General features: G+C 55.2%; 19 protein-coding genes, 2 tRNA genes, 1 pseudogene and 1 riboswitch. Of the genes and pseudogenes, 4 read left to right on the top strand and 18 right to left on the bottom strand.

The features are described from left to right. The 3 genes from AAHM38_RS18830 to AAHM38_RS18820 form a co-directional block, all read right to left on the bottom strand. Positions 1 to 219 (bottom strand): hypothetical protein (locus tag AAHM38_RS18830; protein ID WP_342234310.1); only part of this gene is annotated, 219 nt, incomplete at its 3' end. Between the two features lie 138 nt (positions 220 to 357). Beyond that, positions 358 to 858, bottom strand: coding sequence for a hypothetical protein (locus AAHM38_RS18825; RefSeq protein ID WP_089460478.1), 501 nt, complete (start codon positions 856 to 858; stop codon positions 358 to 360). Between the two features lie 768 nt (positions 859 to 1,626). After that, positions 1,627 to 2,139 (bottom strand): hypothetical protein, encoded by a 513-nt coding sequence (locus AAHM38_RS18820; protein ID WP_143330792.1) that lies wholly within the window; start codon positions 2,137 to 2,139, stop codon positions 1,627 to 1,629. Positions 2,140 to 2,283: 144 nt separating this feature from the next. On the opposite strand from AAHM38_RS18820, the gene AAHM38_RS18815 reads away from it, so the two are divergent. Then, on the top strand, positions 2,284 to 3,636 hold the full coding sequence (locus AAHM38_RS18815) for a hypothetical protein (RefSeq protein ID WP_089460479.1): 1,353 nt from the start codon (positions 2,284 to 2,286) through the stop codon (positions 3,634 to 3,636). A 68-nt stretch (positions 3,637 to 3,704) separates the two neighbouring features. On the opposite strand, the gene AAHM38_RS18810 is transcribed toward AAHM38_RS18815, so the two are convergent. Then, positions 3,705 to 4,796 (bottom strand): hypothetical protein, encoded by a 1,092-nt coding sequence (locus AAHM38_RS18810; protein ID WP_089460480.1) that lies wholly within the window; start codon positions 4,794 to 4,796, stop codon positions 3,705 to 3,707. 196 nt (positions 4,797 to 4,992) lie between these two features. Between AAHM38_RS18810 and AAHM38_RS18805 the strand changes: the two genes are divergently transcribed. Together AAHM38_RS18805 and AAHM38_RS18800 are read left to right on the top strand one after the other, a co-directional pair. Further along, positions 4,993 to 5,859, top strand: a complete 867-nt coding sequence (locus tag AAHM38_RS18805) for a metal-dependent hydrolase (protein ID WP_009238832.1) — start codon at positions 4,993 to 4,995, stop codon at positions 5,857 to 5,859. Between the two features lie 7 nt (positions 5,860 to 5,866). Further along, positions 5,867 to 6,106: a hypothetical protein gene (locus tag AAHM38_RS18800; RefSeq protein ID WP_157174168.1), complete on the top strand. Its 240-nt coding sequence runs from the start codon at positions 5,867 to 5,869 to the stop codon at positions 6,104 to 6,106. Between the two features lie 175 nt (positions 6,107 to 6,281). Here AAHM38_RS18800 and AAHM38_RS18795 read toward each other — a convergent pair whose 3' ends face one another. From AAHM38_RS18795 to ydfG, 14 genes and pseudogenes are all read right to left on the bottom strand, one after another. After that, on the bottom strand, positions 6,282 to 6,797 hold the full coding sequence (locus AAHM38_RS18795; RefSeq protein ID WP_009238834.1) for a hypothetical protein: 516 nt from the start codon (positions 6,795 to 6,797) through the stop codon (positions 6,282 to 6,284). 527 nt (positions 6,798 to 7,324) lie between these two features. Then, positions 7,325 to 7,519: pseudogene (locus AAHM38_RS18790) on the bottom strand (metallophosphoesterase); the annotation flags it as partial. A gap of 1,049 nt (positions 7,520 to 8,568) precedes the next feature. Beyond that, positions 8,569 to 8,645 (bottom strand) — tRNA-Lys (locus tag AAHM38_RS18785). A 139-nt stretch (positions 8,646 to 8,784) separates the two neighbouring features. Next, a tRNA-Lys gene (locus tag AAHM38_RS18780) sits at positions 8,785 to 8,851 on the bottom strand. A 52-nt stretch (positions 8,852 to 8,903) separates the two neighbouring features. Then, positions 8,904 to 10,019, bottom strand: a complete 1,116-nt coding sequence (locus AAHM38_RS18775; RefSeq protein ID WP_116576831.1) for a YeeE/YedE family protein — start codon at positions 10,017 to 10,019, stop codon at positions 8,904 to 8,906. A gap of 6 nt (positions 10,020 to 10,025) precedes the next feature. Then, positions 10,026 to 10,700, bottom strand: a complete 675-nt coding sequence (gene queC / locus AAHM38_RS18770; protein ID WP_009238836.1) for a 7-cyano-7-deazaguanine synthase QueC — start codon at positions 10,698 to 10,700, stop codon at positions 10,026 to 10,028. 163 nt (positions 10,701 to 10,863) lie between these two features. Further along, on the bottom strand, positions 10,864 to 11,649 hold the full coding sequence (ybgF, locus tag AAHM38_RS18765; RefSeq protein ID WP_009238837.1) for a tol-pal system protein YbgF: 786 nt from the start codon (positions 11,647 to 11,649) through the stop codon (positions 10,864 to 10,866). A 68-nt stretch (positions 11,650 to 11,717) separates the two neighbouring features. Continuing rightward, on the bottom strand, positions 11,718 to 12,239 hold the full coding sequence (pal, locus tag AAHM38_RS18760; protein ID WP_009238838.1) for a peptidoglycan-associated lipoprotein Pal: 522 nt from the start codon (positions 12,237 to 12,239) through the stop codon (positions 11,718 to 11,720). 29 nt (positions 12,240 to 12,268) lie between these two features. Next, positions 12,269 to 13,573 (bottom strand): Tol-Pal system beta propeller repeat protein TolB, encoded by a 1,305-nt coding sequence (gene tolB, locus AAHM38_RS18755; protein ID WP_012761463.1) that lies wholly within the window; start codon positions 13,571 to 13,573, stop codon positions 12,269 to 12,271. A gap of 66 nt (positions 13,574 to 13,639) precedes the next feature. Continuing rightward, on the bottom strand, positions 13,640 to 14,668 hold the full coding sequence (gene tolA / locus AAHM38_RS18750; RefSeq protein ID WP_116576830.1) for a cell envelope integrity protein TolA: 1,029 nt from the start codon (positions 14,666 to 14,668) through the stop codon (positions 13,640 to 13,642). 37 nt (positions 14,669 to 14,705) lie between these two features. Continuing rightward, the gene (tolR, locus tag AAHM38_RS18745) at positions 14,706 to 15,140 is read right to left on the bottom strand and encodes a protein TolR (RefSeq protein WP_009238841.1); all 435 of its coding nucleotides are present in this window, start codon (positions 15,138 to 15,140) and stop codon (positions 14,706 to 14,708) included. 12 nt (positions 15,141 to 15,152) lie between these two features. After that, positions 15,153 to 15,845, bottom strand: coding sequence for a protein TolQ (gene tolQ / locus AAHM38_RS18740; protein ID WP_012761461.1), 693 nt, complete (start codon positions 15,843 to 15,845; stop codon positions 15,153 to 15,155). After that, a complete protein-coding gene (gene ybgC / locus AAHM38_RS18735) occupies positions 15,842 to 16,246 on the bottom strand; it encodes a tol-pal system-associated acyl-CoA thioesterase (RefSeq protein WP_009238843.1) in 405 nt (134 codons plus the stop codon). The genes tolQ and ybgC overlap by 4 nt, the downstream gene beginning before the upstream one ends. 69 nt (positions 16,247 to 16,315) lie before the next feature. After that, entirely contained in the window at positions 16,316 to 17,068 is a 753-nt protein-coding gene (gene ydfG / locus AAHM38_RS18730) for a bifunctional NADP-dependent 3-hydroxy acid dehydrogenase/3-hydroxypropionate dehydrogenase YdfG (RefSeq protein WP_012761460.1), read from the bottom strand. Positions 17,069 to 17,206: 138 nt separating this feature from the next. Then, positions 17,207 to 17,336: riboswitch (ZMP/ZTP riboswitch) on the top strand. 133 nt (positions 17,337 to 17,469) lie between these two features. Between ydfG and glyA the strand changes: the two genes are divergently transcribed. Continuing rightward, the gene (glyA, locus tag AAHM38_RS18725; RefSeq protein ID WP_037027468.1) at positions 17,470 to 18,717 is read left to right on the top strand and encodes a serine hydroxymethyltransferase; all 1,248 of its coding nucleotides are present in this window, start codon (positions 17,470 to 17,472) and stop codon (positions 18,715 to 18,717) included. The last annotated feature ends 69 nt before the right edge of the window (positions 18,718 to 18,786 follow it).

Below are 18,786 nucleotides of genomic sequence, written 5' to 3'. Positions count from 1 at the left end.
ATTGAGTTCAGCAGAGTATGGCTCATGGGATGGAGCACCTTCACCACTTGGATAGGCGATTACCAAGAAAGGCTTTCCGTTCCAAGTCAAAACTACAATGCGCTCAATCTTTGATGCATCCAACTGACCGCCTTTACGAGGAAGCATAGGTTTTTTTCTCTTTGCAAGAACTAGTTTGAATCTACGATAAATGGCCTTCTTTATTCTTCTTATGCTCATGTATGTCTCCTCTCTATCTGAGAATCATACAAACTCCTATATGGATGTCAATATATATAGGAACATACGACAAAAGCACCCGAAGGTGCTTTTATGAGGGTGGTTATACCCATAGTGTTCCCAAAAAACTTATTCTTTTCAGGCGGAATGAGTGGCTTTGGCTGCTTTTTCTTCACGAGCCTTCTTGCGATTCAAATTCTTTTTATCACCATCAGGTAAATCGTTACCGAACTGCGATTGGCCATTAAGAATGATTTCCTTGGCTGCCATGCCTTCCGCCTGAATTTCTTCAGGGGTTTTACCAGCAAGGGCGCCATACTTCATAGCCAATTCTTTAAAGGCACGTTGGGAAAGCACCCAGTTAGACAACAACTCTTGTTGCTTTTCATAGGTTTCGCGGAAACGCCCATTCTTAGCAGCAATCTCAGCCATAGGCTTGGACAGAAGTGCTTCCAATTCGTTAGCACGATTGCGTTGGAATGCTGCACCAGCCTCCGCCATCCCCGCATCTTCTTGGGAGCGGCGCAATGCGTCCCCCATGCTATCAAGAGCACGGCCTTGACGATCAATGGTGCGGCCTTGTTCGCCCATCTTTTCCAAGGTATGTAAAGTACCGATAGTATTCAAAAAGTCGCTCATTTTCTTATTCCTTTTAGATCCACAAATCGTTAAATTTGTCAAGCATTATCTGTACACTACCGTACAAATTAAGAAAAAGCAAATTTTATTGAGTTTTCAAGCGATTACTGCCTATCTTGAATAAAGTTTTGCTGAGAGAGCTTTCTTTTTGCAACCCATCTAGTGAAAAACAACCACCTCCCAGACCACGTTCTATGAATGAAGATAGGACAGACAATCATGAAGAGAAGTCCCGCCAAGACATATTTTACCGCCTTTACATCAAAACTTAGTGTCTTTAGTAAAACCACTCCACCTATCCCAAACATCATGGAGCCAACTAGAATTGTTGCAAGGCAGATAACTGTTACTCCAATCTTCAACCACCTTACTATGAACTCACACAACCAATCTACTAACCTGTCCAGTTCATCCATATTCAATCCCCAACCAATTGAATAGATGTATGAAACTGAGTAGTCCTTGTCAATGCTCTAACAGCGTTACCGTGGATCGCAAAATAGTCTGAAATAGACTATAGCACATGTGCTTCCCAGCCAACGAAGCATGGCACCAGGTGCATTGTCGAGATACCTGTAAGAAGTGACAGGGTGAGGCAAAACTGACAGTATTGGGGTCCCGCAACCCTACCCCACTGCTCCCCTCAAAAAAGAGCCTTTATGCTGCTTTCTCCCAATCAGTTGACAGCAGAGAAGGATGCACATTTTTCTCAGACGAATAAAAGAAAGCACCTTTCGGTGCTTCTTATCTTCTCTCATCCACTATGTTTCAACCAGGAGTGCCAGTGCTTCCGATTTGTTTAGGCATATGCAGATCCCATGAGGTGTCTCTCATATTCCTAATATTGCTCTTGATTTTTTCAATCGCTGCACTGTCAGCCTCAGGATCTAACCTACCACCACTCTTCCATTTGGCAGCAAGGTATTCGCCGGAGACCTTTCTATCCAACTGAAGCTCTGCCATAGTGTCCTTAAACTGCTTGGGATTATCAAACAGCCCCTTGTTTTCTGCCTGAGCAATTTGCTCCTCAACAATAGGCAACTTCACAGCAAGAACATCCCTATTTTTCCCATTATATGCAAAGGCGGTGTACTCTCCCTTCATATAGTCATGTGCAGGCTGGAAAACGGTTGTGTTGAGGTGATTGAAAGCATAACTATCAATCTCGTTTGAAATTCCACTGTCAGCCAGAACTTGAACACCAGCCAAAGCGACTCCTGCAACAACAGCCGTTGCCCCTAATGTTTTGAATGCACTCGCTGCAAATCTATTCATTTTCATATTAACACCATTTAGTTATATCTTTCATCTTAGCCCAGAAATCATCAAAGTCAATTCTACTAGGCAAACAAAACCCAAGCACTTGGCCTTTAGAAAATCCTCGTTATAATTGATGGCATAACAAGAACAAAATAAGGACATGCCATGTCAAAATTTGAACAATTATTGGAAGGTGGTGAGGTAACAGTAAAGACCGTTGGCCAACCAAAGAATGGTGGCGTCATCAACAAGATGATCGTTGGTTTGACTGCTGCTTTCGCTATTGGTGGAGCTGGACTATACATTCACAATCACTCAGCCCAACCAGAAGCTCCAAACACACCTACTGCCCAACAACCGACAACCACCGTCAAGGATCAGGGTGTCTTGGCTGCGCTCAAGGACAAGATCGCTCCTGCCGCTCACAAGGCAGAGACAAAGTTCCCCATCTACGAGGCATCCCCCTTGGTCAACAGCAAAAACAAGGAGGTCTTGAACCAAGCCGGGAACTTTGAGCTGCCCAGCGGATTGGCAAACAACCAGGTTGCACGCAAGGTGTCTCAGATCCAGTTCTCTGACGAGAATTACTATCTGGCGTTGACCAGTGAGGCTGAGGGCTACCGCTCTACCGTCTACAACGATGTGGGCTTATATGCGACTGGCAACGGCTACAACCTCTCAGTGCAGAGCAAGCACTACAACGAGAACCTATTAAAGGCGATCTCCAAGGATAAAAATCTCGTGGGTCAGTTGAGTTCTCTAGCAGGCAAGCACTTCGATCCTGCCACAGCCGGTGCCTACAAGGGCCTAGGAATCGTTCCTCAGCGTTCCATGCAGATCTCCCAGCTCATGGGGGAGAAGTTTGAGGAAGGGGTCATCAACAACATAGCCAAGCACATGGCGAAGAACCCAGAAGCAATCCAGCTTCACAACCAGACCCACAAGCCCTACCAGCAGTTGGCACAGGAGATGGAGGCCAGCTTGGCACCCAACGAGCGTGCTGCAATGCTCTACCACACCTACAAGGTGGGAGAAGGCGGTTCCGCGAAGTATGGCGAGCTCCACAAGGCATTGATCCACTACGGCTTGAGCAAGAACCGAACACCAGATATGGCCAAAGAGGTTGCTGACAAGTTCACCTACAAATACACCATGAACGGTCAGACCTTCAGCGATGAAAGAGCCTCGATCCTTATAGGCACCATGTTCGCCTCCAAAGATGGATTCGGTTATGTGATTGGGCAGAATGTAGCCCCAAGAAATTTCAGCGATCTCACCTCTGCTATCAAGAGAGCGAACTTGGGCGAAAGTGCTACACCAGGCGAGCTAAAGATTCCCGATCCTGTTGGTGAGGAGAAAGCCAAACTGGAAGCTGACGGCAAGCCATTCGATATGGAGCTTTCTACACCAGATGCAGATAGCTTATCAACAAAAACAGATATTCAGAACAGCATCAAGAACATGAGAGCTAAAGCTCATCATGCTCCTGCTTCAGGAGGATTCCATCCCGGAATATAATTTTAGTAGATATTTAGTACATGTAAAAAGGGAGCCTTATAGCTCCCTTCTCTTTTTATCGCATGTATTTAGATACCAGGGTGGAAACCACCTTGATTGTTGCTATGGTGAATTTTCTTTGGCTTTTGAGGCTGAACCTGCTCTTGGCTCTGAACATTTATCTGAGCTTCGGGAAGACTCTCACTGCTTGGAATGACAATCTGTTGTGCAATAGGTTTGCCTTGTGCAGTCAGTTGCTTGATGAGATCCCCAAGAGGGTCTGCCAACTGCTCACCAGTAGGCTTGGTCAGATCGACTCCCAACTGGGTCAACAAGCTTTGATCCTGAGGCAATGCACCAGCACCAACAAGGTAGTCAAAGGTAGCGGGATCAAGGAACAAGCTGATGATCAAGCTCTTGGTCTTGGTGTCCTCGATATCCTTTCCATTGACACGAACAATGTAGTTGATGTGTTCGGTGACTGCTTTGGCATTCTCAGCAGTCTGATTGTCAGCATAAGTGTTGACTGCCTTGATCAAGCCTTTGTAACGAGCAACCCCCTTCGCCCCAACCTTGGAAGTGAACAACAACAAGGCATTCTGTTGGTGTTCAGGCAAGGTCTTGAATCCCTTGATCTGGTCGACCAGAGGCTTTTCAAGTTCAGGACGGTTGACAAGTAGCTGAGCCAACATCGCATTGACCTTATCTAGCTTGGCATTGGTTTCATCGTTCTGCTTCTTGATGATCTCGGTATCCTGCTTGATATCGACCAGATACTTGTCCTGCCAAGTCTTGATGACTGGCACAAAGTGGGCAATCACTCCATTGGGGCTACCCATGGCATAGCTGGCACAAGCTGCAACACTGGTGAAGCCGAAAGCGGTCAGGCACAAACGAAGGCGTTTTTTGATCTGCTCGGTGGACTGTTTGTTCTTTTTGCCTAGGTACAAGATAACGGAACCAACACCCGTTGCAACGGCACCAGCCAACAAATATTCGCTATGGCGACCAATGATATCAATGGCACCACTTCCAATTGCTGATACTGCGATTGGGAAATTATAGAAAGCATTAGGGAGACCAATATGGTCACGAACAAAAATCCATGTCTTGTTCTGCCCACCCTCCTTCTTAACATCGAAATTCACATTACTTAATTCTTGCTGTTGGTTCTCACTCATCTCTCGCCCCCGTTGAAAATTAGTACACTATCGTACAACTTTGAAAAATGCAAATTTGTCAAGCACTTAGCAACACCCAACTTTAGGATGGGATTGTCTCACCGTCCCAACTCTGCCCGTCAGCACCCGCCTCAAATTTGACAAGAATAAAGTTTTTTCATAAAAGAGAATGAGGAGCCTAATGTGAAGGAGTGCCATGTTAATAGCAAGAAAACTGAAGGTGGAATTTGGGGATGATTTACCTTCTTGCATCGTAAAAGACAACCCATTCCTATCCGCCTTTCTCATAACAATGTCTTTCTATCTACCTGTAGGTGAGAAGTACATCATGTCTTCGCTGGGTGGAGCAATTAAGCATCTGGACAAGGATAAGGATAGCGAGCTCATCAAGGAAATCAAAGTCTTCATTCACCAGGAATCCTTCCACAAGGACCTGCATGATTCAATGAATGCCGTCTTCGAGAGAAAGACCAAGAACAAGATTGGCGAATGGATTAACAAAAAGATTGAAGAGCATAAAGACGACTATATCAAAGGGCGAGTTGGACTAACGATGGCATCTGAACATACTACTTGCCTATTGGCAAACTGGTTGATCAACAACAGACATCAATTCCAAAGTGCTGACGAAAGAATCTACAAAGTGACAATTTGGCATTGTGCCGAAGAGATCGAACATAGAGCAACCGCATTCAAGGTCTCCCCCACTGAGCCATACATTCACTGCGCAACCCAAATGTTGCTGCTTTTTGCTTTATACGAGACAGGCTTTATAGCAGGCAAGCAGTTGTATCACGGTGTCTATACAGACTACAAAAGGTTCAGCATCTCCAGGTTCTTCCGAATCTTCCCTCCCTGCTGGTTGATGCTCGGGCTGAGCTTTCTTCTCATGCCCAATTCCATGCTGTACCTTCGTGAAGGTGGGAACGTGTTCTCCGACATAGCCTCTCTGGACTTAGGCGACAAAATTTTCTATTACGCCTCACACGTCTTCCTGCTCATCAACCTCCTATTCTATGTGTCCTACGACAAGGCAACTCATAGCTTAGATTCCCTATCATGAGACCATCATGGAAAAGGTGGAAGCGATCAAAGAGTGTGGAGTAGATCTATCAGAAACTACCGCTCGTGAATTAGGTGAGTTGGTAGGTGCTGAGAACATTAGTCGATTCCGAGGAGTTCTCTATTCCAATGCCGTTCCCTATAAGCGGGTGCGTGAGCTGCTGACACTCAATAGGTGTTGTTGGCTTCTGACCTACAAGGGTGATGGTTTGGGTCACGAAGACATCCTTAATGACGAAGGCGATTGAGGAAAATATTCCGCTTGGTAGTGTATATGATAGTGACATATGTTGCTCCTGTTTAAAAGCAACATACAAAGTCCTATATGAATGTCAATATCTAGACGAACATACGACAAAAGCACCCGAAGGTGCTTTTATGAGGGTGGTCATACCCATAGTGTTCCCAAAAAACTTATTCTTTTCAGGCGGAATGACTGGCTTTGTTTTGTGCTGCTTGAGCCTGCTTTTCTTCACGAGCCTTCTTGCGTTTGACAGCTACTTTTGTTTCTTCGTTCACCTTGTTGCCAAACTGGGATTGGTCATCAAGAATAGCTTTTTCAGCAGCATCGCTTTCAGCATTGATCTCTTCACGAGTCTTGCCAGCCAAAGCACCATACTTCATGGCAAGTTCTTTGAAGGCACGCTGAGAGACGATCCATGAAGCCAACATCTCTTGCTGCTTATCGTAGGTTTCGCGGAAACGACCATTCTTTGCAGCAATCTCAGCCATGGGCTTGGACAGAAGTGCTTCCAATTCGTTAGCACGATTGCGTTGGAATGCTGCACCAGCCTCAGCCATCCCCGCATCTTCTTGGGAGCGGCGCAATGCGTCCCCCATGTTATCAAGAGCACGGCCTTGACGATCAATGGTGCGGCCTTGTTCGCCCATCTTTTCCAAGGTATGCAAAGTACCGATAGTATTCAAAAAGTCGCTCATTTTCTTATTCCTTTTAGATCCACAAATCGTTAAATTTGTCAAGCACTAATTGTACACTACCGTACAAATTAAGAAAAAGCAAATTTTATTGAGTTTTCAAGCGATTACTGTCTATCTTGAATAAAGTTTTCTGAGAGAGCTTTCTTTTTGCAACCCATCTGGTGAAGAACAACCACCTACCAGACCATGTTCTATGAATGAAGATAGGACAGACAATCATGAAGAGAAGTCCCACCAAGACATATTCTACCGCCTTTACATCAAAACTTAGTGTCTTTAGTAAAACCACTCCACCTATCCCAAACATCATGGAGCCAACTAGGATTGTGGCAAGACAGGCAACTGTGATTCCAATCTTAAACCACTTTACTAAGAAGTCCCACAACCAATCTACTATCTTCTCAAATTCATCCATATTCAATCCCCAACCAATTGAATAGATGTATGAAACTGAGCGGTGCTTGTCAATGCTCCAACAGAGTTACCGTGGATCGCAAAATAGTCTGAAATAGACTATAGCACATTTCAAGCCATTCAAGAATCAAATGGCATTCGGGGCCTCGATCAACCAAGTCACCAACTGAGAACAGCCTATCTTTGGATGGGTCAAACTCTATAGTATTCAATGCACTATTCAAGCGAGAGAAGCAACCATGAATGTCGCCCACGGCAAAATCTCGCCCGATTGAATTGGGACCAAAGTGTTTGACGAACTTTGTCATTGGTGGGAGGGGCTGTTGAGCGATAAACTTGATTATATCGCATTGCGCCTATTTTAGATAAGAAATCGGCTTAATGATGAGCTTTAATTGCCGTCGTTTGGCTATATTTATTTGTGGGGTATATTTCCTGGGGAGGTTGCATATTTTTATGTTTTTTGTATGAATATCTAGCTGACTGGGCTTGTTCTATTTTCTCGTAAATCATATTGACTGGTGTTGGTAAAGCCTTAATTTTATTGTGCAAGAAAATTCAGTTCGGGACTTTGCTCAACTTTCGAGGTCAATGTCGTTTACTTTTCTATATCGAAACAGAATGCCGCGAGGCATAACCTATTGAGTGGGCGCGTCGACTACCGCCGATAATACTGACGGCTATCACAATTTAACTATTTCGCCATGCGGTAGGGACTTTCCGCGCCACTGTAGTCAAGGACAGCGATCGCACGTCTATCGGTAGGAGCGAGATTTTCGTTACAGGCTACTTCTTCGTCCTTTGATCGCGGCGAGCATCAGCCTCTGCCGTGGACGATACCTTCTGACCGTCCAGCCAATCTTGAACGTCCCTGACAAGGTAGGCGACACGCCTTGGCTTGCGAACGAATTTTGGTCCCTTGCCTGAAACCCGCCATTTCCTTAGGGTGCTCAGGCTTTCCCTGATCCAGTCTGCCAGCTCCTCCTCCGTGATCAATTGATCGGGAGTAAATGCAACAGGAGCGGAAGGTTGAATCTGCTGAGATTGAGCGGAGAGACACTCCACCGCGACAGCGAGCTGCCCAATGGTAGCGGCAGCGTCCTGAGGCAACTGCCTAAGTCTGAAGAGAAGCTCGGATGGATGCATGGTCATCTGGCAGGTTGGGAAGGATGCCAGATGCTTGCGTACTCAATCGAAAAATGGAGCCCCCGTGCAAGAACAGCCTTGGGACAGCAGTGTGCACTACCCAGAGAACATTAACTGGGCGGGGCTGTAGCCTAATGAGTAGTTTTTGTAGCTTAACAGAAACGCAGCCCAAATGAACAAGGGCTTAGCATGCGCTAAGCCCTTGATTTTATGGTGGGATGGGAGGGACTCGAACCCTCGACTCTCTGATTAAAAGTCAGATACTCTAACCAACTGAGTTACCATCCCGAAAAACTTTCGACTTCGAAGTACAACAAACTACCGGGTACAGCCACCTAAAATCTGTAGCCTATACGTAGCTTAACGAATTTTAGGGCCTTGAGAAGAACCGCCAATTGGTCGGAAACCCTTGTAGGCGCTTACTCTTAGGCTTGTGCGTCTCGCGCACCCAACAGGTTAAAAGTCTACTGCTCTACCGACTGAGCTAAAGACCCCAAAGACCGCGATTATAGGAAGATATCTGCGATTCTGTCAACGCTCACCAGATCAAACGAGCTGCTCCATTCGCCACATCTGGTAGCGGAACGCCAGCACCGCACCGATCACGATGCCGGCCAGCGCGATGAACGAACCGATCGCCAGCGTCGACACACCGGACAGCCCTTGCCCGATCGTGCAACCGAGCGCCGTGACACCGCCGATGCCCATGAGGATACCGCCGATGATGTGGTTGCCCGTGTCCTCGGCATTGGCAAAGCCCTCCCAGCGGAACGTGCGCGTGGCCAGCGCCACCGCTGCCGATCCTGCAATCACGCCAAGCACGCTCACAATGCCGACCGTCAGTACCTTCGATGTATCACTGAAGAACATCAGCCACTCCAGCGTGTACGACACCGGAGCCACGAAGCTCAGCGCTTCCATGCGCCCGCTGTTGGTCGCCACAAACGCTTCCTGCAGCGTGTTCGGATCTTCCTGCACGTAACCGAGATGCCCCGATACGTACCACATGCCGACGATGATAAGCCCGACGCCGATGCCGCCCAGCAGGTTGTCGCCCGTGCGGAAATCGCGCCCCAGCAGCGCCCACAGCGACAGCGCCCCGCCGATCCCCAGCGCCAGCACCAGACGCAGCATGCGCACATCGCCGGAGAACGCGTGGCCCAGCACGCTCGGCAGATCCTGCGACGTCGGCAACGCAACGGCTACGCTGTCCACCGTTGCCACACGCACCACGCCAAACACGCCCTTGAGCGTCATGTACGCCGCAAGCCCCAGGAACACGAACACCACGACCGACTTGAGATTGCCGCCGCCGATGCGCACCAGCGTCTTGCTGCCGCACCCCGAGCCCAGCACCATGCCGAAGCCGAACAACAGCCCGCCCACCAGCGACGACAGCCACAGCAGCTTGCTCGCCGTGTAGATCGTCTTGCTCGTATCGATCAGGCCAAGCCAGCTCAGGCATCCCGTGCCGATCATGGCCACGCCGATGGCCAGCGCCCACATGCGCAGCCGATTCCAGTCGCCGATGTTGACGACATCGGACACCGCGCCCATGGTGCAGAAGTGCGTGCGCTGAAGGATCGCGCCAAACACGAACGTCAGCGCAAACGTGCCCCACAGCACTGTGTGGGACAACACGTTGAGATCGATATCGGGCATGGTGCCTCAGACGTAGCGGGTGGGGTCGGGCACGCCCGCGGCTTCAAAGCCGGCCTTGCGGATGCGGCACGAATCGCACACGCCGCAAGCGCGGCCGGCGTCGTCGGCCTTGTAGCACGACACGGTCAGGCCGTAGTCCACGCCCAGCCGCACACCGGCCTGGATGATTTCCGCCTTGGTCATGTCGATGATGGGTGCGTTCACTCGGATGCGCTCGCCTTCCACACCGGCCTTTGTCGCCAGGTTGGCGAGCGTTTCGTAAGCGGCAACGTATTCGGGGCGGCAATCCGGATAGCCGGAGTAGTCCACGGCATTCGCGCCAAAGAACAGGTCGCGTGCGCCGACCGCCTCGGCCCAGCCAAGCGCCAGCGACAGCATGATCGTGTTGCGCGCCGGCACATACGTGATCGGGATTCCCGTCTGCGCGCCGTCAGTCGGCACGTCGAGCGCATCGTCCGTCAACGCGGAGCCCCCGAACTTGCGCAAGTCCAGATCGACGATTTCATGTCGCACTGCGCCGAGCGCCGCCGCCACTTTCTTGGCTGCTTCCAACTCGGACGAATGGCGCTGGCCGTAGCGCATCGACAGCGCGTAAGTCTCAAAACCGTCCGCATTGGCCATGGCGAGCACGGTGGCAGAGTCCAGCCCGCCGGAGAGCAGGACGATGGCGCGTTTTTTCATGGGTAAAGCCTTGCAAAGCAAATCGGGAAGGCCCGCATTTTAGCGTGCCGCCGCCCTGCCCGCGCCCAACCGGGCATATGCCCGCTATTCAGCGGTCCATGAAAAAACGCCCGCCGGTGCAGCCACGGGCGGGCGTTTGTTTACATGCCGAGCGGCCTGCCGATCAGCGCATCGACTTCAGACGGCTTTGCGCCGTCTTGGCCTGCTCGGTGCCGGGATACTGAGAGACCACCGATTCCAGCGTCTTGCGTGCGGCCGCCTTCTGGCCAGACTCGCCCTGGTTGGTCGCCACCTGCAGCAGCGCATCGGGCGCCTTCGGATGCTGCGGGTTGCTGCGCGCCATGTTCTCGAGCACGTAGCTCGAGCCCTTGTAGTCGCGCTGCGCATAGAGCGCGTTACCTAGCCAGAACTGCGCGAGCGGCAGATACGGGCTTTGGGGATACTTCTTCACGAACGCCGAGAACTGATTGCCTGCGCCCTTGAAGTCCCCGCCCTGGAACGCCTTGAGCGCAGCGTCGTATTCCGGCTTCTCGTTCGGCTGGACCATGCCTTCGCGGCCATCCACCGTGGCTTGCTGCGGCTCGAACTTCTTCAGGCGCGCATCGAGGTCGGCGTAGTAATCCTTTTGCTGCTTGGTCAACGTATCGACGCTGTTCTGCAGGACTTCGTTCTGCCCGCGCAGGCGCGCCACTTCCGATTTGAGTGTCTCGATCTGGTTTTGCGCGTCGATCAGGTTCTTGCTGTTCTGATCGATGCGCTGGGCAGCCGTCGACTGGAAGTTGTTGAACTTGTCGCGCATGTCGATGATGGCGCGGCGCGCCTCATCGTCGTCAAACACCCCCGCTGCCGCCGGGCCGGCCATGGTGAGGGCGCCACCCGCGACGAGCGTCGCCAGCAGGACGGCCCGACGCATGGCCCCATAAGCGCGCTGTTTCATCATCGTATTCATGTGATTGCCAACGTAAGAACGCCGGCCGCAACCTCGCAGCCGGCGCGTTCCACTTCAAACCGTACCGATTAATAGACGATGTCGGCGCGGCGGTTCTGTGCCCACGAGTCTTCGTCGTGGCCGGTCGCTTGCGGCTTTTCCTTACCCAGGCTCACGGCTTCCATCTGGCTGTCAGGCACGCCCATCGACGACAGGGCGCGACGCACGGCCTCGGCACGCTTCTGGCCCAGTGCGAGGTTGTATTCGCTCGTGCCGCGCTCGTCGGTGTTGCCCTGGATCAGGACCTTGCGCTGATTGTGCGATTGCAGGTAGCGCGAGTGCTGACCCAGCAGGCCTTGGTACTCCGGCTTGACCGAGTAGCTGTCGAAATCGAAGTAGATGCTGCGTTTGGCCAGCGGGCTGTTCGGGTCGGTCAGCTCGTCGCGGCCCACGTCCACCGGGGTCACCGTGCGGGCATCCGCACCCGTGCCGGCGGCACCGCCCGTACCGTTCTTGGCCGTATCGTCCAGCTTCACGCCCGAGCTGCAAGCGCCCAGGGCCAGCAGCGCGGCAATGGCTGCGAGTTTGATCATGGTTTGGGACTTCGACATGTCCGATTTCTCCTAGTGGAACAGCTTCGTTATTGCATGAAAGGACCCCACGCCGGCTCACGAACTTCGCCGGCCTGGAGGGAAAGAACCTGACGCGTGCGGCCATCGGTGGACACCGCGGCCAACACCGATTTGCCGCCAACGCGCGTGGCATACAGGATGAACTTGCCGTTGGCCGCAAAGCTCGGCGATTCATCGTTAGAGGTGTCCGTCAACGCGTTCACATCGCCATTCGACAAATCCTGCGTGTACAGGCGGAAGGCACCGCCCACGCGCGAAATGTACGCCAGCAGCTTGCCATCCGGCGACACGCGCGGGCTCGTGTTGTAGTTGCCCTTGAACGTCACGCGTTGCGCAGCGCCCGCCTCTTCGCCGTCAACCGACATGCGATAGATCTGCGGCGCACCGCCGCGGTCGCTGGTGAAATAGATGTACCGGCCATCCGGCGAAAACGACGGTTCGGTATCGATCGCGCTGCTGCGGCTCAGGCGGCGCAGGCCCGAGCCATCGGCGTTGACCAGGTAGACCTGCGTATTGCCATCGCGCGAGAGCGACACCGCCACATGACGGCCGTCCGGCGACCAGGCCGGCGCAGAGTTGTTGCCCTTCTGGTTCGAGATCACCGTACGGCGGCCTGCCACCAGGTCATGCACGTACACCACCGGCTTCTTGCTCTCGAACGACACATACGCGACTTTGGTGCCATCCGGCGACCACGACGGCGAGATGATCGGCTCATTGCTCGTCAACGCGATCTGCGGGTTGGCGCCATCCGAGTCAGATATCTGCAGTTGGAAGCGACGGCCAACCTTGGACACGTACGACAGACGCGTTGCAAAAACACCGCGCTCGCCAATCAGCTTCTGGTAGATGTAATCGGCAATTTCATGCGCGGCCAGGCGCAGTTGGCCAGGGCCACGCGTAAGCGACAGGCCGCCCAGGCTTTCGCCCTTGGCGGTGTCGTACAGGCGGAAACGAATTTCGTAGCGGTCGCCGTTGCGCGTCACGGTGCCGCCCACGAAGGCTGCGGCGCCCTTGGACTTCCACGCACCCAGGTCAGGCGCCGGGCTTTCCGGGACGACTGCCCCGGCCACATCGACGTTCGAGAAACGGCCGCTGCGCGCCAGGTCCGCCCGGACAATCGCCGAGAGGTTTTGCGGAGCCTGCGCCTCGCCCTGGAAGTTGGCGATCGCGATCGGGTACTGGCTGGCGCCGACACCCGAGATCTCCACGTTGAGCTGGGCATGGGCCACGCCGACGCTTGCCGCAGTCAGCAGCAGCGCCTGCGCCGCGCGTCGAAACATCGGGATCCACATCGTTCGCATCATGTTCATCTTCCCTACTATCAAATCCGGCATCTGAGTACGCTGGCCGACGCAACTTTGAGGAGCGCCAACCCGTTATTCCTTCGGCCGGAACGTCAGGATGACGCTCGACGGCGCTTTGCCGTTGATATCGCGCGGCAGCGGGTCGGAGCGCTCAACTGCGCGCATCACGGCTTCGTCATAGGCGCCGTTGCCACTCGATTTCGTCAGGCGCTTGGACAGGATCGAACCGTCCGGCGCCATCTGCACCGACACGACGGCAGACGGGTTGCCATTGACGGCCGACGGATCGAACAGGATGTTCGGCTTGACCTTGGCCCGCACACGCTCGGCGTATCCGGCCGACGCCGTACCGCCCGTGCCCTGGGCATTGCCGACACCGCCACCGGAACCCGCCACCGTGCCCGTCGCACCCGCACCGGCCATCGCACGCAGCCGTTCCAGCTGCGCCTGGCGTTGTGCGTTGGCGCGCGATTCACTTGCCTTACGCTCGGCATCGGCCTTGGCCTTGGCTTCTGCGGCGGCCTTGGCCTTCAATTCCTTCTGCTTCGCCTCGGCTTCCGCCTTCGCCTTCGCTTCGGCCTGGGCTTGAAGCTGTGCATTCTTGCGGGCCTGCGCTGCGTCCGCGGCAGCCTTCTCAGCGGCCTTTTCCTTGGCCCGCTGTTCGGCCAGGGCCTTGCGTTGGAGTTCCGCCTGACGCGCCTGTTGCTCTTCCTTCAGACGGGCTTGACGCTGGGCTTCTGCCCGTTCTTCTGCGGCGCGCCGAGCGAGTTCGGCCTCACGGGCGGCAGCAGCCTCCTGTTCGCGCTTGCGCTTTTGCTGCTCCAGCGCGATATCCGCTTCCTCTTCCACCTTGGCCGGCGGCGCCTTGATCACCGGTTCGGGCTTGACCTCGGGCACCGGCGCGGCCTGCTGCACGGCCTGCTGAACCGCCGCCTCGTCCCACAGTTCAGCCTCCTCGCCGCGCGGGGTACTGCTCTGCCACTGCACGCCAAAGTACAGAAAGATGATCAGCAGAACGTGTGTCAGGACCGCCAGCCCGAACGCGCGCAGCGTGCCGCGCTCGCGAACAGGCTCGTAACGGTGCAACGACGTCGTAGCCATGACGTTCAGGTTGCCTCGCCCGGATTCTTCAGCGTGCTCATGACGATTTCACCATCAGGCCGACGCGCTTCACGCCATCGCCCTTGAGCACGCTCATCACGGTCAGCACGCGGTCGTACTGGACCGACTTGTCGGCTGCAATCACGACGGGCTGGTCGGGGTTTTCGTCGGTGCGCTGCTTCACGAATGCGCGCAGCTCGTTGTTGTTGGCGAGCTTCTGCTCGGTGGCGCCGGAACCGGTCTTGATGCGAGCAAGGATCGTGCCGTCGCTCTTGATGGTCACCACAATGGGCGGCTGCGTCTGCTGCGGCGTCGCGTTTGCCACCGATGGCAGATTGACCACGCCCGGGTTCACCACGGGCGCCGCCACCATGAAGATGACCAGCAGCACCAGCATCACGTCGATGTACGGAACGACGTTGATGTCGGCCTTGGCCCGTCGGGCGCGGCGCGTTCGCTGGATGGTAGCCATGAGCGCGACTCCTTAGCGCGTCTGGCGCTGGAGGATGTTCGAGAACTCTTCCATGAAGCTCTCGAAGCGGTTGGCCAGGCGGTCGATCTCGGTGGCATAGCGGTTGTAGGCAATCACCGCCGGAATGGCCGCAAACAGACCGATGGCCGTGGCGACCAGCGCTTCGGCAATACCGGGCGCTACGGCCGAGAGGGTCGCCTGTTGTACGTTGGACAGGCCGCGAAAGGCGTTCATGATCCCCCAGACCGTGCCGAACAGGCCGATATACGGACTGACCGAGCCGACCGACGCCAGGAATGGCAGGTGCGATTCGAGCGAGTCCATCTCACGCTGGTAAGCCGCACGCATGGCACGGCGGGAAGCATCGAGGATGGCACTCGGATCGCCGCCGCCGCGCTGCAGCTCACGCGCTTTCAAATATTCGCGCATGCCGGCTTCGAAGATACGTTCCAGCGCGCCGGTGGTGTGGCGGTTGTTGGCAGCGCTCTGATACAGCGCCTGCAAGTCGCCGCCGGCCCAGAAATCGCGCTCGAACGATTCGGTCTGGCTGCGCGCTGCGCGTAGTGCAAAGGCTTTGCGGAAGATGTACGTCCATGAGAACAGCGACATCACCAGCAAGAGGCCCATGACGAATTGGACCAGGAGGCTGGCATGCAGCACCAGCGACACGATCGACAGATCTTGTGTGACCTCGACGGGATTCATGCGGCGGCTTTGATGGTTGCGAGTACGGGAGCGGGAATCGGGGTCGGCCGGAAAGTGAGCCGGTCGACACATCCAACACGAATCGTGCCTGATGCGAGCAAAACGTCGCCGCGCCAGCCTTCTTGGGCGAATTGGACCGACGCGGGGCCGACCCGTTCCATACGCGAACGGATCTGAAGCAGGTCGTCCAGGCGTGCCGGCGCGCGGTAATCCACGGCAGTGCTACGCACCACGAAAATGGCTCCGGTCGTGTCGGCCAGCACCTGCTGATCGACCCCAAGCGCGCGCAGCCACTCGGTGCGGGCGCGCTCGAAAAATTTCAAATAGTTGGCGTAAAACACGACGCCGCCTGCGTCGGTATCTTCCCAATACACGCGCAGGTTCCAGTCAAAAGAAGACATTGGGTAATTTTACCAAGACGCAAATGACGGCCAGACATCCACCGACTGGCCGAGGGCTTGCGCTCGAATTCAGGCCATGCCTCGCGTCACGCTGGTGGCCGAGAATGACTGGCAAACGGGCATCAGCTCCATCGCGTTGACATTGAAGTGCGCCGGCAGCGCCGCCATCCAGTAGACCGCTTCGGCGATGTCGTCGGCGGTGAGGGCTTCCGTGCCTTCGTAAACCTTCTCCACACGGGCATCGTCGCCCTTGAAACGCACGTTGGAAAACTCCGTGCCGGAGCACAGCCCTGGCTCGACGTTCGATACGCGTACGCGCGTGCCGGTCAGGTCTGCCCGCAAGTTCAACGAAAACTGGCGGACGAACGCCTTGGTGGCGCCATACACGTTGCCGCCCGGATACGGATATGTCCCCGCGATCGAGCCAATGTTGATGATGTGACCACGATTGCGCTCCACCATGGCGGGAAGTAGCGCACGCGTCATATGCACGAGCCCGGAGCAGTTGGTGCCGATCATGCGGTCCCAATCGGTCAGGTCGGCACGCTGGGCGGGTTCCAGGCCCAGTGCCAGGCCGGCGTTGTTCACCAGGACATCGACTTCGCGCCAACCCTCGGGCAGGGAGCCCGGCAAGGCCGCAACGGCGTCGGCATCCAGCACGTCCAGCACGAACGGCAGCACGGCGTCGCCCAATTCGGCCTTGAGCGCGTCGAGGCGGTCCTGGCGGCGGCCTGCCGCGATCACACGATGGCCTTCTCGCACGAAACGCCGCGCGATGGCAGCGCCGAACCCGGCCGTTGCGCCGGTCACGAATACGATCATGGAAGTGTCTCCGGACCTGAAAATGCGAAAGGTCAGAGTTTACCTGAAGCCTTGTGCCCTATTGCACCGCAATGTGCGTGTCTGCACGCCCGCTTCTTGCGGCGGCCATGGGGCTGTCGTACACTCGCGAACAACCATTCCACCTTGCGCGACTGGCGAATCCTGAAGCTGCTTTGAGCGGCTTCGACATGTGGGCAGCGACCACGAGGAAGCGCAAGGTTTCTGGCGTCATGCACAACGGCGCCTGCCGCTCGCCTGGGCAGCGAATGGGAAGCACAGGGTGACTCGGACACCTCTGCAATCGGCCAACGCCGAGCGCAGTCGTTCAAGCCGCGCGCATGTTTCCCCACGCCTCGCCCGATCTCTGCCATTTCCGTTTCGTTTCAGACCAGACACTCGCCATGTTCGAACGCAGCCGCTATACGATCGACCAGATCGATCCCGAAATCTTTGCCGCCATCCAGAAGGAAAATCAGCGTCAGGAAGACCACATCGAGTTGATTGCCTCCGAGAACTACACGTCCCCGGCCGTGATGGCCGCGCAGGGCTCGCAACTGACCAACAAGTACGCCGAGGGCTACCCCGGCAAGCGTTACTACGGCGGTTGCGAATACGTGGACGTGGTGGAACAGCTCGCCATCGACCGCGTGAAGCAGCTCTTTGGGGCCGAAGCCGCTAACGTGCAGCCGAACTCGGGCTCGCAGGCCAACCAGGGCGTGTTCTTCGCCGTGCTCAAGCCGGGTGACACGATCATGGGCATGAGCCTGGCTGAAGGCGGCCATCTGACGCACGGCATGGCGCTCAACATGAGCGGCAAGTGGTTCAACGTGGTCAGCTACGGCCTGAACGCTCAGGAAGACATCGATTACGACGCGCTGGAAGCCCTGGCACAAGAGAAGAAGCCGAAGCTGATCATCGCCGGCGCATCGGCATTTGCGCTGCGCATCGATTTCGAGCGCATCGGCAAGATCGCCAAGTCGATTGGTGCGTACTTTATGGTGGACATGGCCCACTACGCCGGCCTGATCGCCGCCGGTGTGTACCCGAACCCGGTGCCGCACGCTGACTTTGTAACGACCACCACGCACAAGAGCCTGCGCGGCCCGCGCGGCGGCGTGATCCTGATGAAGGCCGAACACGAGAAGGCCATCAACTCGGCGATCTTCCCGGGTATCCAGGGCGGCCCGCTGATGCACGTGATTGCTGGCAAGGCGGTGGCGTTCAAGGAAGCACTGTCGCCCGAGTTCAAGGCTTACCAGCAACAGGTGGTGAAGAACGCGGCAGCCATGGCCGAAACGCTGATGGCCCGCGGCCTGCGTATCGTCTCCGGCCGCACCGAAAGCCACGTGATGCTGGTCGACCTGCGCGCCAAGAAGATCACCGGCAAGGAAGCCGAAAAGGTACTGGGTGATGCACACATCACGGTCAACAAGAACGCCATTCCGAATGACCCGGAAAAGCCGTTCGTGACGTCGGGCGTGCGCCTGGGTTCGCCCGCCATGACCACGCGTGGCTTCAAGGAAGCCGAGGCCGTGAAGGTCGCCCACCTGATCGCCGATGTGCTGGACAACCCGCACGACGAGGCCAACATCGCCGCCGTGCGCGCCAAGGTGGCTGAGCTGACCAAGCAGTTCCCGGTCTACGGCTGAGGCATCCGCCGATGGCCGGATCTTCCGGCCACGTAGTACCCTGCCGCGATGCGCCCCGAATTGAATGAG

The organism is Ralstonia sp. OTU4908, from assembly GCF_038440115.1.
Taxonomy (GTDB): domain Bacteria; phylum Pseudomonadota; class Gammaproteobacteria; order Burkholderiales; family Burkholderiaceae; genus Ralstonia; species Ralstonia pickettii.
Note: the sequence above shows the minus strand (reverse complement) of the source record. Positions and strands in the feature narration are given on the sequence as shown.